Consider the following 16,589-nt stretch of genomic DNA (forward strand, 5'->3'; position numbering starts at 1 on the left):
TATTCAGATTTTTCTTAATGCTACACAAGAGTTATGTCCGCCAAAGCCTAAAGATTCGGAGACAGCAATTGTCAAGTCGGCTTTCACGGCTTTGTTGGGGGTATAGTCAAGGTCACATTCCGGGTCAGGTTCATTGAGAGATATTGTTGGAGGCACAATTCCATTTTGAATGGCAAGTGCTGAAGCAATAATCTCTACTGCGCCGGTGGCTCCGAGAAGATGTCCTGTCATTGATTTTGTTGAGCTTATATGAGCCTTACGTGCTGCTTCTTCGCCTAAGGCTATTTTCAGAGCCTTGGTCTCTGATGAGTCGTTGAGGGGAGTTCCTGTACCGTGAGCGTTAACATATAGCACATCGTTTTCGTTGTAACCGGCTTCATCCAATGCCATCTTGATAGCTCTGGCAGCCTGAGTACCTTCAGGATGCGGAGCTGTCACATGATGAGCATCACAAGTGTTTCCATAGCCGCAAATTTCTGCATATATTGTAGCGTTACGAGACTTGGCATGTTCGTATTCTTCAAGCAACACAATACCTGCGCCTTCAGCTATCACAAAGCCCTGACGACGTTTGTCGAAAGGCAATGATGCTTCTTTGGGGTCTTCGGCTTTAGACAATGCCTTGCAGTTTGCAAAACCGGCTATACTTAATTGGTTTATGGCACATTCCGAACCTCCTGCTATTATTGCATCTGCATAACCGTGTTTTATGGCTCTGTAAGCCTCTCCTATGGCATGTGTTCCTGTAGCACAGGCTGTCACTATAGGGAGACAGGGACCACAGGCGTTGTAATGTATGGCGATATTGCCGGCAGCCATGTTAGATATCATGGATGGTATCATGTATGGCGATACCCATTTGGGACCTTCTTCAAAACATTTTCTGGTCTCTTTCAAGGTAGTATCAAAACCACCTATGCCTGAACCAACATAAACACCAAGTCTTTCAGGGTCGATGAAATCTACATTGTTAAACATCGCCTGGTTGGCAGCTGCGAGGGCATATACTGAAAACATGTCATTACGGCGTATGAAACCAGGGTCTATACCATATTTTGAGGGGTCGAAATCTTTTACTTCACCACCTATTTTAATAGGAAGATTGTCGGTATTTATTCTTTTGATAAAGTCTATACCGCATATTCCATTGATGAGACTGTTCCAAAATGTCTCTATGTCGTTACCTACGGGCGAGATAACGCCCATTCCAGTTATAACAATTCTTCTGTTTTCCATAATACTTGATTTACCATTTCATTATACATGCACCTGAAACAAAACCTGCGCCGAAAGCGCTAAGAGCAAGAGTGTCACCTTTTTTAATGGCATGACTTCTGTTCAATTCATCGAGCAATATTGGCAAACTTGCTGACGAAGTGTTGCCATATTTTTGTATGTTCATTGGGAATTTTTCTTCCGGTTGGTTGAGAAATTCTATCAATGAATTGATAATACGAACATTAGCCTGATGAATGATGTAAGTATTTATGTCATCTGGTTTGATATTGTTCTTGTTGAAAAGAAATGTCAAGTCGTTGACAGCGGCATGAACGGCGAATTTAAAAACTTCTTTACCGCGCATTACTAATGGCAATGACTCGTTTGAGTTAAAAGGACTATATTGCAACTCATTTTTTTGATATAACTTGTCCCAATCACAAGCGGCTGACAATTTAGTATCTATTATATTATCTCCTTCTGTCAAAACTGCTGCACCTGCACCGTCACCGAACAGCACACAAGTAGAACGGTCGTTCCAGCCCACCATACGGGTAGGTTCTTCAGCACTTACTATGAGCACATTTTTTACTTTGCCGCATTTGTAATAAGCTTCCGCTATGTCTAATCCGTAGATAAAACCTACACAAGCACCGTTGACATCCATGCAAGGACATGTGGCTCCAATGGCTCCTTGTATGATACAACTGAGAGCAGGGGTTACAAATTCATTAACTACGTTGGAGCAAATTATCAAATCCAAATTTTTGGCATCGACACCGGCGTTGTCGAGAGCTTTTCTGGCTGCTTCAATAGCCAAATCTTCCAAGTGTTCGTCTGAAATGACATGTCTCTCTTTAATACCTGTTCTTGTGGTGATCCATGCATCGCTGGTATCGACAATTTCAGAGAGCATATCATTAGTTACGATTTTTGCCGGAATTGCACTACCGGTTCCAATAATTTTCATGCGTAATTTTATTTATTAAAAAATTTTTGCAAAGATACCATTTTTGATGCTCGAATTTTGTGTTTTGTGGTGAAATTCAGTATTAATGTGGTGAAATTCGAAAAAAATGGCAAAAATCAGGCTTTTTTGTGGTGAAATTGTTATTTTTGCAGAGGAAAACGAAAAGAATAATAGATGAAAAATAAACGTAAAAGTGCAAAAGTGCCGGCATGTCTTCTTAAGACCAATAATCTTGTCGTGAGTCTGGTGTTTTCTGTTCTGTTTGCCCTCGTGTTCCTTGTGGTTTATTCTCCATTTTCTGAGACATATTGGCTTAGTAATGTTTTTACTCGTAATTTTGCTTTTACTTTGTTGTTTGTCTCTGTGTCTATCATAATACTTGTGGGAAGTCGTGTAGGCATGTTTTTCCTCAGTAAAAGAATGCGTGGCATGAGGTGGACAGATTATGTACTGTGGCTTTTCGGCGAGATATTTCTTATTGCTCTGTATTATTCTCTTTTATCTCTTAAGATGGATGAATACGATTTGTTGTCTTATCTGAGATTGCTCGGTCGTAGCATTATAGTGGCTCTTCTTGCACTCGGTATCCCCTATGTGATGTCGGCTCTCTGGTTTATTTTGGTGGATACAAGAAGAATAGCCGGAGCTACACTTTCGAACAGTAATGTGTCGCGTAACATTATCAATTTCTTCGATAATAACGGTAATCTTAAACTTTCGGTATCTCTCGACAGTCTGTATTATATCAAGGCTGAGGACAATAATGTCATAGTTTATTTTTCCAAAAATGGAAGCATCAGTAACTTTTCCATTCGTTGTAAGTTGCAAAACATTGAATACGAGATGAAAAATACACCGGTGAAACGCTGTCACAGGGCTTATATTGTCAATACTTTGAAAGTTAAAGTGTTGCGTAGCGAAGCTGATAATTTCTATATAGATTTCGATATTGACGGTTTGGAATCTATTCCGGTGTCGCGTACTTATAGCAATAACATAGTGAGAGAATTTTCCGGAGTGTGATTATTGTTTGATAAATGTCACTGTCATCTTACCAATGTCGGTTTTGATGATACTTGTGATGATACCGTCGGACAAAGTGCCTAATATATTGTCAGGTAATGAATTGTCGTTGTCATATATAGTTATTATACCATGTTTATCGATGATATAATGATAGTTGCCATTCATTTTGTTAAGTTTTATATTGACGATGCTGTCGTTCAAGAATGACAGAGTACTTTGCTGTTCCTGTTCCCCGAACTGTTTTATCATGGACGGGGTGTTTTTCTTCTCGTCGAAATAAAAACTGATGTTATCAACGACCCACAGTCCTTTAATGCTGTTTTTTTCTGTACATGAAAACATGAGACAGTAAAAAACGATAGTCGGAATAATGACAGATAATTTAATGAATTTCGACATGTTGCATTAAAATAGGAATAGTTACGGCGCTGTATGTGACTGTCGCCGTAACTATTTTATAATTAGAATATTCCTGGTATTCTGAACCATTCTCTTGCCTCAGCACAAGTCGTCTCCACTTCTTCTATGGTTTTAGGGATAGGACGACCCAGGACGCGGTTGCCGTCTTCTGTTATCAGCAAGTCGTCTTCAATACGTATTCCGCCGAAGTCTTTATAGGTTTCTACCTTGTCGTAGTTGATGAAGTCTTTATGTTTGTTCTCAGCTTTCCAGATGTCGATGAGAGTAGGCACGAAATAAATGCCCGGTTCATCGGTGACTACGAATCCTGGTTTAAGAGTCTTGCCGCAGCGTAAGTTGCTGAATCCCTGTTTTGTAGAACGAGGAGTAGTGGCGTCGTAACCTACATTGTTCTCGCCTAATCCTTCCATGTCGTGTACATCCATGCCGAGCATGTGTCCTAAACCGTGAGGCATAAACAGATAATGTGCTCCTTCCATGAGTGCGTCATCGATATTGCCTTTCATCAGACCAATGTCCTTGAGTCCTTCTATTATGGTACGTGCAGCGAGGGTATGCATCACCATATATTCCATATAAGGACGGGTGTTGCGTATAACTTCCATATTGGCTTTCAAGACTATCTCGTAAATTTCTCGCTGACGTCTGTCGAACTTGCCACCTACCGGTATGGTACGGGTGAAGTCCGAAGCATAGTAATTGCCGGTTTCGGCACCTGCATCGACGACCAGCATTCTTCCCTCTTTCAGAATATTATGATGTCCATGGTTGTGCAAAGTTTGTCCGTCAATACTCACAATATTGGGAAATGACACCATGCCGCCTCTTGCTATGGCAATGCCTTCTATGGTACCCGATATCTCCTGTTCTATGACACCGGGTTTACACATCTTCATCGCTGTGGTATGCATGTAATACGCTGTCAATGCTGCCTGTTCCATCTCTTCTATCTCAATACTGCTCTTTACCTGGCGCAATTTGACAACTTCTTCAATAAGATGTTGACTTACATATTGTTGCACTCCATCGGTAGTAGTGTCGAACCAATGACTTAATTTGATGAGCATGTCGCCGCGATAAGGAGGCAATATGTGAATGTTGCGTTTTTTTTCTATTGCACTTTGAAGATACTCAGGAAATCTGTTAATGTCACGGGTATCGGTTATGTCTGTCATGGCGCCTTGTTCAGGCAGTGTGGGCAGTGGTCCGCACCAGATGATGTCGTCAATAGTCACTTCTTGGCCGAACAAAATCTCTTCTCCACTTTCAAAGTCTATGACACCTACAAGGTCAGGATGGTCTAACCCGAAGAAATACGAGAAATTGCTGTCTTGACGATAATGATATGTGTTGTCGGGATAATTCATCGACGCCTCGTCGTTGGCGACGAAAAATGCCAGACCTTTTGTCATGGCTTTTTTCAAAGCTGCCCTACGACCGGCATATACTTCTTTTTCGAACATAATATGTGTTTTTTAGTTTTTTAGTTTTTTAACAAATATATATTATAACGTTGATAACATTCATTTAGTGTAACTAAAAACAAGTTGACAACGAAATGATTTCAAATAGTTTTACGATTTCTGCTGAATATTTTTGTTCATAGCATATTCTATTTCATCTACTTCTATAGGAAGACCTTCGAATAGGTTGACAGGTTGTCCCGATGTCACGAGCATGTCATTTTCTATGCGAATACCGATGTTTTCTTCACGTATGTAGATTCCCGGCTCGCAGGTGAGTATCATGCCTTCTTTAAAAGTGATGCTCTTGTTGACATTGTCATGGACATCTATGCCAATGTGATGTGAAATGCCATGCATAAGATATTTAGTATATAAAGGTTTGTCAGGGTCTTGACGTTTTACGTCGTCTGTCGTAAAGAGTCCGAGACCTATCATTTCCTGTTCCATGAGTTTGTATGTCGTAGTGTTTATGTCGTTGATGGTGTTGCCTATAACATAAAGAGGTTCTATTTGTTTCATGACACGCAATACAGCATCGTAACACTGTTTCTGGCGTGGAGTGAAATGTCCGTTTACGGGTATGGTACGACTGAGGTCTGAAGAATAATGGTTGTATTCACAACCTATGTCAAAGAGTACCAAGTCGTTGTCATTCAAAATGCTGTTGTTGCTTGAATAATGGAGACAACAGCCGTTTTTACCACCTGCCACTATTGGAGCGAAAGCATGACCCGAAGCATTGTTGCTTTTGAAGACATATTCAATTTCGGCTTGTATCTGGTATTCGTATTTTCCCGGTCGTACCGTGTCGAGACAACGACGAAACGCTTGTCCGGTGATGTCACATGCATGACGCGTTATGTCAAGTTCTTCTTTTGACTTCACAAGACGGAGTCTGTTGAGAATAGGGGCAGAACGTTCTATGTTGTGAAGTGGATATCTTCTTTTTATGTCTTCAGCGAAGCGCTGTTGTTTGGTAGCTACATCACATTGATAACGTGGGTATTCGTAGCTGTTGAGATATATTTTGTCACAATTGAAGACTATATCGTTAAGCACGTCATAGAAACTGTCGCTGTAAAGCACTGTTTTGACTCCGGAAATCTTTGACGCCTCAGCAGTATCGAGCATCTCTCCCTGCCAGATGACTTTGTTTTCGTTATATGTCTCAATGAATAATATTTCTTTTCTGTCAGGGTTGGGACTGTCAGGATAAAGGATGAGGAAAGCATTTTCGTGTTTTATTCCTGTAAGATAAAAGAAATCAGACTGTTGACGGAATGGAAAGAATTGGTCTCCATTGCGTGGCATAGGTTCATTGGCGCAAAAAACAGCTATGGATTTGCTTGCCATGAAATCTGAAAATGATTTTCTGTTCTTAACAAAAAGGCTGTTTGGAATGTTATTAAAGTCCATAATCAAGAGTTTTATTAGCGTTTTTATGAAATAGAGATAAAATTGCTAAATTTGCACCAAAGTTAAGATTAATTTATGAATATATAATTCAAAATGTTGTAACAATGAATAAAAAAAAATCTTTATCGTCTGTGACAAAGAAACTTATCATGGCAATAACGGGAGGTCTATTGGTCTTTTTTCTGTTGTTTCATGGTGCAATGAATGTAGTTTCAATAATATCTCCCGATGGATATGAAATGATATGCGAGTTTCTCGGAGCCAACTGGTATGCACTTGTAGCTACTGTGATATTGGCATTCATGGTAGTTTTACATTTTGTGTATGCTTTTGTGCTTTCTTATCAAAACTGGCGTGCAAGAGGCAAGCAACGTTATGCTGTAGTGGGACGTCAGAACGATGTGTCGTGGGCGGCGAAAAACATGTTGGTGATAGGTGTTATCGTGCTATGCGGCATTGTATTGCATCTCATGAATTTCTGGTATGACATGCAATGGGCTGAGATACAAGGTAAAGCGCCTGCATCGGGCATGGAGAAAATACGCAGCATCTTTTCGGAATCTTACTATAGCATAATATATCTGATATGGCTCGCCGCTCTGTGGTTTCATCTGTCGCATGGCATTTCAAGTGTGATGCAGTCTATAGGATGGAACAACAATGTGTGGCAACGCAGGATAGATATAATTGGTAGAATATTGGCGGCATTGATAGTGTTGATGTTTGTGTCAGTAGTGGTTTATTATTGGTTAATATATTGATTATGAACATATTAGATTCAAAAATCCCTTTAGGAGACATAAGAGAGAAGTGGAATTCTTATAAAGCAGGGCAGCAACTTGTAAATCCTGCCAATAAGCGTAAACTTGACATCATTGTGATAGGTACCGGACTTGCCGGAGCATCAGCGGCTGCTTCGTTGGGTGAGATGGGGTTCAATGTAAAAGTGTTCTGCATACAGGACAGCCCTCGGCGTGCCCATAGTATTGCGGCACAGGGCGGTATCAATGCGGCAAAGAACTATCCCAATGACGGCGACAGTATCTGGCGATTGTTTTATGATACTATAAAAGGTGGCGATTACAGGGCACGCGAAGCTAATGTATATCGTCTTGCCGAGTTGAGCAATAATATCATTGACCAATGTGTGGCGCAGGGCGTTCCTTTTGCGCGTGAATACAGCGGCATGCTTGCCAATCGTTCTTTCGGAGGCGCTCAGGTGTCGCGTACTTTCTATGCTCGCGGGCAGACCGGACAACAGTTGTTGCTCGGTGCTTACGGAGCCTTGAGTAAAGAAGTGGCAAGAGGTACGGTGCAGATGTTTACACGGCGTGAGATGATGGACATTGTAATAGTTGATGGCAGAGCACGAGGTGTGATAGTGCGTAATTTGGTAACAGGTGCTTTGGAACGTTATTCGGCTCATGCCGTGGTGTTAGCGTCAGGAGGCTATGGCAATGTGTTCTTCTTGTCAACAAATGCCATGTCTTCCAATGGTTCTGCTATATGGCATGCTTATAAGAAAGGCGCTTTTATGGCAAACCCGTGTTTTACTCAGATTCATCCTACCTGCATACCTGTGCACGGGGACTATCAGTCTAAACTGACATTGATGAGCGAAAGCCTGCGTAACGATGGCCGTATCTGGACACCTAAGGATAAAGATGTGGCAGAACGGTTGCGTAAAGGCTTGATGAAGGCTTCCGATATTGCTGAAGAGGACAGAGACTATTACCTTGAACGCCGTTATCCGGCTTTCGGCAATCTGGTGCCTCGCGATGTGGCATCGAGGGCTGCCAAAGAGCGTTGTGACGATGGGTTCGGCGTCAACAATACGGGCAGAGCGGTGTTCCTCGACTTTAAAGAGGCTATACAAAGACTTGGCAAACATAATGTTGAGGAACGTTACGGCAATTTGTTCGAGATGTATGAACGTATTGTGGATGAAAACCCGTATGACACTCCGATGATGATATATCCTGCTGTCCATTATACTATGGGTGGCTTGTGGGTTGACTATGAGTTGCAGACTACGGTGAAAGGTCTGTTCGCCGCCGGTGAAGCCAATTTCTCCGACCATGGTGCTAATCGTCTTGGTGCCTCCGCATTGATGCAGGGCTTGTCGGACGGTTATTTCATATTGCCTTATACTCTTCAGAATTATCTTGCAGACCAGATAAGGGAACCTGTTGTTCCTGTTTCTGACAATGCTTTCGTTGAAACAGAAAAAGAGGTGCAAAGGCATATTGACAACCTGCTGAATGTCAATGGCAAGACAACAGTGGATACAATACATAAACATCTTGGTAATATCATGTGGGAATATGTTGGTATGGCAAGAGAGAAACAAGGATTGATGAAAGCTGTGGATATGATAAGAGACTTAAGAGCCGAGTTTTGGCATGATGTCAGGGTGCCGCGTCGTGACGGGATGAATAATGAGTTGGAAAAAGCATTGAGAGTGGCAGATTTCCTTGAAATGGGTGAGTTGATAGCTCGCGACGCATTGATGCGGGAGGAGTCGTGCGGAGGGCATTTTAGAATTGAATATCAGACTGCTGACGGAGAGGCGCTGCGTAATGACAAGGACTTTTCTTTTGTTGCAGCATACGAATATAAGGGGAATGACAATGCCCCTGTCTTGCATAAGGAGGAACTTGAATTCGAAAATGTGGAGGTGAAACAACGCAATTATAAATAATGTTGTTTTTAATGTAGTCAAGGAATAATATTAAATGATATCGTATGAATTTCAAATTGAAAATATGGAGACAAGCTGATGCAAAGAGTAAGGGTAAGTTCGTTGATTATGAGCTTAATGACGTTCCTGCTGAGGCTTCTTTTTTGGAGATGTTGGATATCCTCAACGAGACATTGGTGAGAAAAGGGGAAGACCCTGTATCGTTTGATCATGACTGCAGAGAGGGTATATGCGGAGCCTGCGGGTTGTATATCAACGGGCATCCTCATGGTAATTTCAAGAATACTACCACATGTCAGTTGCACATGCGTAAATTCCGCGATGGAGAGACTATAACGATAGAACCATGGCGTGCCAAACCTTTTCCTGTCATAAAAGATCTCATGGTGGATCGTTCTGCTTTGGATGCCATAATACAGGCAGGAGGCTTCGTGTCGTGTCATACAGGCGGTGTTCCTGATGCCAATGCCATTTTGGTCAACAAGAAAGATGCAGACCTCGCCATGGATGCCGCATCATGTATAGGTTGTGGTGCTTGTGTGGCGACATGTAAGAATGCCAGTGCAATGCTTTTCGTGTCGGCTAAGGTGTCGCAGTTCGCCTTGTTGCCTCAAGGACAGGTGGAGGCTCGGGAGAGAGTGCAAAAAATGGTGCGTAAGATGGATGAGCTTGGCTTCGGCAACTGTTCCAACACTTATGCCTGTCAGGCAGAATGTCCTAAGAGTATTTCGGTTACCAACATCGCCAGAATGAACAGACAGTATCTATCGGCAAGATTGGCTGACCCTCTTCATGAAGATTGACATCACAGTTTGTAACCAACGGTGAACATGAAACAATAACGGTGTGCCTTGGTGAGATCGCCGGTGTCCATGTCGGATAATGTGCGGTAAAATTCTTCGGTTATTGCATCAAGTTCGGCATCTGTTATGTCAAGGTCCTGAAGTTCTGGAATGCTGCTGCTGTATTGATTGACAATACTGTTTATGATATTTGTGATATAAGGTTTGAAATGAGTTGTCATTTCGTTTTGATGAATCTTCAATCCATTGCCATTGAATAATTTGGATAATCCGTAATAACCGCTGATGTCGAAGATCCAATGTTTTACCTCAATTGATAAACCTAATTGGGTGCCTATATGTATTTTATTGAGGTCGAAATCGACAGTCTCACGGCCTAAGATGTTGGCAAAAGAGCCTTTCAATGAGGTTTTGTGACTTGCAAAGATGTCTGCAGCAACACCTCCATGTAAACCAAATATAACTTCATCATTTGTAAATTGATAACCTAACATTAAAGGAATATTGATTGTGTTGATTTTCAATTCGGCATTCAAGGTACCTAATCCCAATTGATTTATCAAGACATTGCTTAAATATGGAGCCAGACCGGCATATTGTTGATATTCTGTCATTGCTTGATATATGGCATCGTTGACAATGATTTTGGCGTCTTTGAGATATACCGAGGTGTCTATTGAAGCATCTCCGCAAACAGTAGTGTAGTTGATACCTGCTTGTATGTACAATTTGTCAGTAAAATACTGTCTGTCAAACATACCGACAATGAAACTGTTTTTCAATCCGGCTTTGATAGATGCATCTTCGTAATCAAAATGATTGATAACATATCCGGCTTTAATTCCCAAAGTATTTCTTTTCGGCTGTTCTTGAGCCATGCCCGGTAAGATTGACGACACCAACAATGTCGTCAGTATGATTTTTTTTAATAGGTGTTTCATCACAGGTTCTGTTATAAAATAAGAATCCATTGTCTTCAGTGACAATGGATTCTATAGTATTTTAAGAAAAAATAAAAATTCTTATAAGAATTTAAAACCTAATGTCACAGTAAACATGTTTTGTCTTGTTTTATCTATCGGGACATTTATTGGATCGCCGGTTGCGATATTATAAAGATTGAAATCGTCGCCAATGACATTTGACAATCCTAAACTGTAATTGATATCCAAAGTAAGTCTCCATAAATCTACACCTACATTGAATGCTGCACCCAAAGTGGTGTTTTTTACTTTGACATTATTGGCATTCACGCTTTCCGGGATATCGTTTTCATTGAATTCAGTATCTTGTTTAAGGGTAAAATAAATGACAGGTCCTATGTTGCCTCTTACTTTTATCAGTTTGCCGTCGATTTGATAACCCAAGAAGATAGGTAATGACATGTTGGTTTGGTTCAATGTTATACTTGGATTAACGGCAATGCCGGATTGGCTAAAAGTAGGGTCCACGTCGAAATTGAAGACTTTACCTGATTTATAGAATAAAAATTCGGGTTGAATTATGAAATTACTGATAGTGACACGGGCAAAAACGCCTCCGATGAAATTGTTTTTGAAACCTTTTTGAATATCAGCTTTTTTGTATGATAAGGATTGTGTCTGGTAACCTATTTTAGGACCTAAACAGAAATCGAATTGTGCCATGGCAACGTTTACCGAGAACAACACGGCAAGTAATAAGACAAGTTTTTTCATGATTCTTCAATTTAAAATTTTTACAAAGATACATTTTTTTTCAATTAAACAATATTTTTTACTTATAATTTGTATTTTTGTGAATCATAATATTACGATATGAAAAAGACTATTTATTTAAGTTTGTTTTTTATTTTGTTGACTTTGAGCGTCAAGGCTCAATATAAGCCGTTTCAGTTCGGTTTGAAAGTTTCTCCTGGCTTCAGTTGGATTAAAACTGACATGAAAGGATTGGATGGGGTATCTAATGAATTCAACCTGAATTGGGGGTTTGCAGGTAATTTTTATTTTGTAGAGAATTACGGTATCAGTACGGGTTTCGATATTATTTCTGTCAAGGGAAGTTATTTGTTTGACAGTAATCCAATGGAAGAACCGAGTGACGGGGAATGGAGAAATGACATAAATCTGAAATATGTCCAGATACCTATAGGGTTGAAGATGAGGACATCCAAGGTGGGAGATTTTAGAATCTTTGGTGAAGTGGCTTATGGTCTTGGTTTTTTGCTCAGTGATAAGACTACAACGTACAAAGATGATGTTGAATATGTCAATGATGTGAAATACAAGAATATTCGTAATGCTTTGATAGTAAAGTTGGGTCTGGAACTTATAGTGCTTAAATCGAGTTGTGTCACAGCAGCAGTATCTCTTAATGATAACTTTACCAATATTGTTGACGGAGGTTCCCTTAACCATAATATCAAAGGTAGCAGTATTAATTTCGAAATAGGTTTTATGTTTTAATTGTTATTATATGAAAGTGACATTAGCGCAATTGGACTATGTTGTCGGAGACATAGAAGGCAATAAGGAAAAGATTATCGCTGTAGCACAACAGTCGGCAGGTTCTTCTCTCGTGGTTTTTGCCGAGATGGCATTATGCGGATGCCCATCATACGGATTGTTGCAATATGATTGGTTTATAGATAAATGTGAGAAGGCACTTGATGAGATAGCATCACGTTGTGACAATATTCCTATTCTTGTCGGAGCTCCCATACGTAATAATAGCGGTAAGGGCAAACCTTTGTTTAATGCTGCAGTGTATATGTTTCAAGGACAACGTAAAGTGTTTAAAAAGAAACAGTTGGGTATTTCTGACAGGTATGAGGCTGAGTATTTCGAACCTTCTGACGAGAATGATATTTTAAAGGTAGGTTGTCATAAGTTCGCAATTACCATAGGTGATGATATGTGTAATAATAGCGGTGACGATATCCTTATTAGCAACAGGGTGGATGAGCTTATGCCTCAACAGCCTGATCTTATTGTCAATATTGCTGCTGACAGGTTCATTTGCCAACATGCGGAACAACGTCGTAATGTTTTGAGACAGACTGTATTAAAATATGAACGACCATTGATATATGTCAATCAGGTTGGAGCTTCCACGGATTATATCTATGATGGAGGTTCTATGGTGTTTGGTTATAATGCATACGTGGTGGATAGCCTGCCATTTTTCGAGACTGTGGTGAAGAATGTCCCAATGGAGTTGCTTATCAGTATGAAACGCTCTGACAATCAGGAAATACCATCAAAGTACGAGTCTTTGTACAATGCTTTGATACTTGGCATTCGTGATTTCTTTCAAAAACAGGGTTTCAGTAAGGCAGTTTTGGGATTGTCAGGTGGCATAGACTCAGCCTTAGTGATGACATTGGCAGCAGCAGCTTTAGGTAATGAAAATGTTACAGCGATATTGTTGCCTTCCGAATTTTCCACAGGTCATTCTGTGAGTGATGCAGAAGCTCTCGCAAAGAATCTTGGTTCACCTTATTATATAATACCAATAAAAGATTCGTTTCATACATTACAGGATACGTTGAGTCCTGTATTCAAAGGTCTTCCTTTTGATGTCACAGAAGAGAATCTGCAGGCAAGGATTAGAGCTGTCATTTTAATGGCATATTCCAACAAATTTGGCAATATATTATTGAATACCAGTAACAAAAGCGAGGCGGCTGTAGGTTATGGGACTTTGTATGGTGATATGTGCGGCAGTTTGTCGGTGATAGGTGACGTTTACAAGACTGATGTTTTTGGATTGTCTCGCTGGATAAATCGCGAAAGTGAGATAATACCGTGGCATACTATAGAAAAGGTCCCTTCTGCTGAGCTTCGTCCCGACCAGAAAGATACGGACAGCCTTCCGGATTATCCTGTGTTAGATGCCATACTTTATCAATATGTGGAATGTTCTCAAAGTCCTGATGCCATTGTAGCACAAGGATTTGATTCAGCTTTGGTGAATAAGGTGATCAGACTTGTCAATGCCAATGAGTTTAAACGCAAACAGGTTGCTCCTATATTGTCAGTATCGTATAAGCCTTTTTCAAGACGGCTGATGCCAATAGGAAGATTCGTCGTCTAATGGAATTTGCTTTTGATAAAATCAAGGGTTTGACTTTTAGAGGTTCAACCTTTTTTATTATGTCACATTAACAAAAATGGTTTTGTATTTTAGTTTGATATTAAAAAAGCGTGCCAAAATATATTATTGACACGCTTTTTTTAACAAAACTGATTTTTATATCTTGTCAACGCTGATATCAGCAGCATTGGTATCGATAGTATCAGCAGCATTGCTGTTGTCACAGCTCTTACGGATATCCAATTCATTTATGAGGTTCTGAGCATTTGCCAATTTATCTATAACAAACAGGACATAACGTATATCAACATTTATGGTACGTTGGAGTCTTGGTTCGAAATTGACATCGCCGCTCATGGCTTCCCAGTTGCCGTCGAAGGCTAGGCCCAACAATTCGCCTTTGCCATTCATGATAGGGCTGCCGGAGTTGCCGCCGGTGATATCGTTAGTAGAAAGGAAACATACGACGAGTTCGCCATTCTTGTCAGCATAACGACCAAAGTCTTTGTTTTCGATAAGTTCAAGCAGTTTGGCAGGAGCGTCGAACTCATAGTCTCCTGGTATATATTTCTCAAGTATGCCGTTGGCAGTACAGATGTAGTCATAAGAGACAGCATCTGCAGGTTGATAATCTTTAACAGAGCCGTAACTCATCCTCAATGTAGAGTTGGCATCCGGATAAAGGTGTTTGTCAGGTTGTGTCTCGGCATAATATTCACGAAGTCCTTTTACGAAAAGATGGTTTGTCTCGCTTATAGCCAACATGGCTGTCTGGTAAGGAGCAATATTGGTCATGATTTGTTCCTGCAATGCCATGAAAGTTTGGAAAGCAAGGTCTTTTTCCAATTTCTTGACATTGGGTTTTTCGATGAAAGCTTTCATGGATTCAGGGGTTGTAAATATTGAAGTTTCCAATATGGCATTGGCGAAGTCTTCTGCATTGCCGTATTTCTTTTTCATTGTCATCATGAAAGCCGGGAGTTCTTCATCGCTGAATTTAGACATATAAAGTTTTATCATCTCAACCAAAGTCTTGTCTTCTAAAGGTTTATATGTTTCAGCGAACAACTCGTCAACATCTATTTCTTTCAGTGCTTCAGCAGCAGCGGCTTTTTCTTCTTTGGAACTTTCTTTGTCGGAAGCTACTTTATAATAATCATAAAATACTGTCGATAATCCTATGGCACCGACCTGACCTATGAAATTAGGATAATAAACGTTTTTGGAAATGCTGTTGAGTATATCGAACATCTCCTTTTGAGTGTCAAGTATTTCACCGTATTCTTCCACGCGTTTTGGATCTGCATTAACCCATTCCATGAAACTGTTTTCAAGCTCTGTCTTGGTTTCTGCAACTTTGTTTTTACGTAACATGGTGATTTGTCCGATGAAGTTTTTCCATGTGTTGGCAAGGCCTGCTTTGTCATCAGCATACATGATGTTTACTGCGGGATCTTTCTGCATAAACTCATCCATTATGTCGGTTTGCATCTTGAATACGTCAACGACTATTGGATAGAAAGTATCTACGTTATAATCGATGCCATAGGAAGACATATAACGCTCAGTAGTGCCCGGGAATCCCCAAATCATGGTAAAGTCATCAGGTTGGACGCCGTCAATGCTAATAGGGAGATAGTGTTTTGGCCGGAGCGGTTTGTTGTCGGGTGAATATGGAGCAGGATTACCATCAGCATCGGCATAAACGCGGAAAATGGAGAAATCGCCGGTGTGACGTGGCCACATCCAGTTGTCGGTATCACCGCCGAACTTGCCTATTGAAGAAGGAGGTGTGCCTACAAGACGTACATCTGTAAATGTTTGATATATAAATAAATAGTATTCATTGCCTTCGAAAAATCCTTTTACTACAGGATTATACTTGCCATCTTCAGAGGCAGCTTCTTCTATTTCAGCTATTTTTTCTCTGATGGCTTTGGAACGATCTGTAAAACTCATGGTATCACTTACAACACTGAGCACTTCATCGGTTACATCTTCCATTCTGATGAGGAATGATGCCGACATGCCTTCAGCAGGAAGTTCTTCACTATAGTCTTTTGCCCAAAAGCCTTCTGTGAGATAGTCATGTTCTACAGTACTGAGTTTTTGAATATAACCGTATCCGCAGTGATGGTTGGTGAATAAAAGACCGTTTTGTGAAACTATTTCGCCTGTGCAGAAGAAACCACGCGGTTTGTCACCTTCGGAAAGACCGGCAATGGCATCTTTTAAACTGCTGCTGTTGATACTGTAAAGCTCTTCAGGAGTCAACTGAAGACCCATTTTTTGCATGTCAACATAATTCAAACGTTCGACGAACATAGGAAGCCACATTCCTTCGTCAGCACGTACTTTGCCCATCATACATAAAACAAAAAGGGCAATTAATAATGATACTTTTCTCATTTTATTAGATTTAAATTTAACGTTAATATTTCTTTGATAAAGAATTTTGAACTCTATCACAAATTGCATACCGAAATGTTAATTTC

At 40.4% G+C, this 16,589-nt stretch carries 14 protein-coding genes; 6 read left to right on the forward strand and 8 right to left on the reverse strand.

Annotation, left to right across the window (positions count from 1 at the left end):
• Positions 1-3: 3 nt before the first annotated feature.
• Together fabF and ACZOVS_RS05730 are read right to left on the reverse strand one after the other, a co-directional pair.
• A complete protein-coding gene (gene fabF, locus ACZOVS_RS05725; RefSeq protein ID WP_483996276.1) occupies positions 4-1,236 on the reverse strand; it encodes a beta-ketoacyl-ACP synthase II in 1,233 nt (410 codons plus the stop codon).
• Between the two features lie 10 nt (positions 1,237-1,246).
• A complete protein-coding gene (locus tag ACZOVS_RS05730; RefSeq protein WP_483996277.1) occupies positions 1,247-2,188 on the reverse strand; it encodes a beta-ketoacyl-ACP synthase III in 942 nt (313 codons plus the stop codon).
• A gap of 174 nt (positions 2,189-2,362) precedes the next feature.
• Here ACZOVS_RS05730 and ACZOVS_RS05735 point away from each other — a divergent pair, with 174 nt between their 5' ends.
• Positions 2,363-3,211: a LytTR family DNA-binding domain-containing protein gene (locus ACZOVS_RS05735; protein WP_483996278.1), complete on the forward strand. Its 849-nt coding sequence runs from the start codon at positions 2,363-2,365 to the stop codon at positions 3,209-3,211.
• Here ACZOVS_RS05735 and ACZOVS_RS05740 read toward each other — a convergent pair whose 3' ends face one another.
• From ACZOVS_RS05740 to ACZOVS_RS05750, 3 genes are all read right to left on the reverse strand, one after another.
• A complete protein-coding gene (locus ACZOVS_RS05740; RefSeq protein WP_483996279.1) occupies positions 3,212-3,556 on the reverse strand; it encodes a hypothetical protein in 345 nt (114 codons plus the stop codon).
• Positions 3,557-3,675: 119 nt separating this feature from the next.
• Positions 3,676-5,097, reverse strand: a complete 1,422-nt coding sequence (locus ACZOVS_RS05745) for an aminopeptidase P family protein (protein WP_483996280.1) — start codon at positions 5,095-5,097, stop codon at positions 3,676-3,678.
• Positions 5,098-5,208: 111 nt separating this feature from the next.
• Complete coding sequence (locus ACZOVS_RS05750) at positions 5,209-6,516, reverse strand: aminopeptidase P N-terminal domain-containing protein (RefSeq protein WP_483996281.1); 1,308 nt, start codon at positions 6,514-6,516, stop codon at positions 5,209-5,211.
• Between the two features lie 104 nt (positions 6,517-6,620).
• On the opposite strand from ACZOVS_RS05750, the gene ACZOVS_RS05755 reads away from it, so the two are divergent.
• From ACZOVS_RS05755 to ACZOVS_RS05765, 3 genes are read left to right on the forward strand one after another with little or no spacing between them, the layout of a single operon-like run.
• Positions 6,621-7,277, forward strand: coding sequence for a succinate dehydrogenase cytochrome b subunit (locus ACZOVS_RS05755; protein ID WP_483996282.1), 657 nt, complete (start codon positions 6,621-6,623; stop codon positions 7,275-7,277).
• A gap of 2 nt (positions 7,278-7,279) precedes the next feature.
• Positions 7,280-9,217, forward strand: a complete 1,938-nt coding sequence (locus tag ACZOVS_RS05760) for a fumarate reductase/succinate dehydrogenase flavoprotein subunit (RefSeq protein WP_483996283.1) — start codon at positions 7,280-7,282, stop codon at positions 9,215-9,217.
• 44 nt (positions 9,218-9,261) lie between these two features.
• Positions 9,262-10,020 carry a succinate dehydrogenase/fumarate reductase iron-sulfur subunit gene (locus ACZOVS_RS05765; protein ID WP_483996284.1) on the forward strand — a complete coding sequence of 253 codons (759 nt, stop codon included), beginning with the start codon at positions 9,262-9,264 and terminating at the stop codon, positions 10,018-10,020.
• Between the two features lie 2 nt (positions 10,021-10,022).
• Here ACZOVS_RS05765 and ACZOVS_RS05770 read toward each other — a convergent pair whose 3' ends face one another.
• Both ACZOVS_RS05770 and ACZOVS_RS05775 read right to left on the reverse strand, forming a co-directional pair.
• Positions 10,023-10,961 (reverse strand): porin family protein, encoded by a 939-nt coding sequence (locus tag ACZOVS_RS05770; RefSeq protein ID WP_483996285.1) that lies wholly within the window; start codon positions 10,959-10,961, stop codon positions 10,023-10,025.
• A gap of 81 nt (positions 10,962-11,042) precedes the next feature.
• A complete protein-coding gene (locus ACZOVS_RS05775; protein WP_483996286.1) occupies positions 11,043-11,717 on the reverse strand; it encodes an outer membrane beta-barrel protein in 675 nt (224 codons plus the stop codon).
• Between the two features lie 99 nt (positions 11,718-11,816).
• On the opposite strand from ACZOVS_RS05775, the gene ACZOVS_RS05780 reads away from it, so the two are divergent.
• Positions 11,817-12,464 (forward strand): outer membrane beta-barrel protein, encoded by a 648-nt coding sequence (locus ACZOVS_RS05780; protein ID WP_483996287.1) that lies wholly within the window; start codon positions 11,817-11,819, stop codon positions 12,462-12,464.
• Positions 12,465-12,474: 10 nt separating this feature from the next.
• Positions 12,475-14,094 (forward strand): NAD+ synthase, encoded by a 1,620-nt coding sequence (locus tag ACZOVS_RS05785; RefSeq protein WP_483996288.1) that lies wholly within the window; start codon positions 12,475-12,477, stop codon positions 14,092-14,094.
• Positions 14,095-14,250: 156 nt separating this feature from the next.
• Here ACZOVS_RS05785 and ACZOVS_RS05790 read toward each other — a convergent pair whose 3' ends face one another.
• On the reverse strand, positions 14,251-16,503 hold the full coding sequence (locus ACZOVS_RS05790; RefSeq protein WP_483996289.1) for a S46 family peptidase: 2,253 nt from the start codon (positions 16,501-16,503) through the stop codon (positions 14,251-14,253).
• Between the last annotated feature and the right edge of the window lie 86 nt (positions 16,504-16,589).

This window comes from Candidatus Limimorpha avicola (assembly GCF_056978975.1).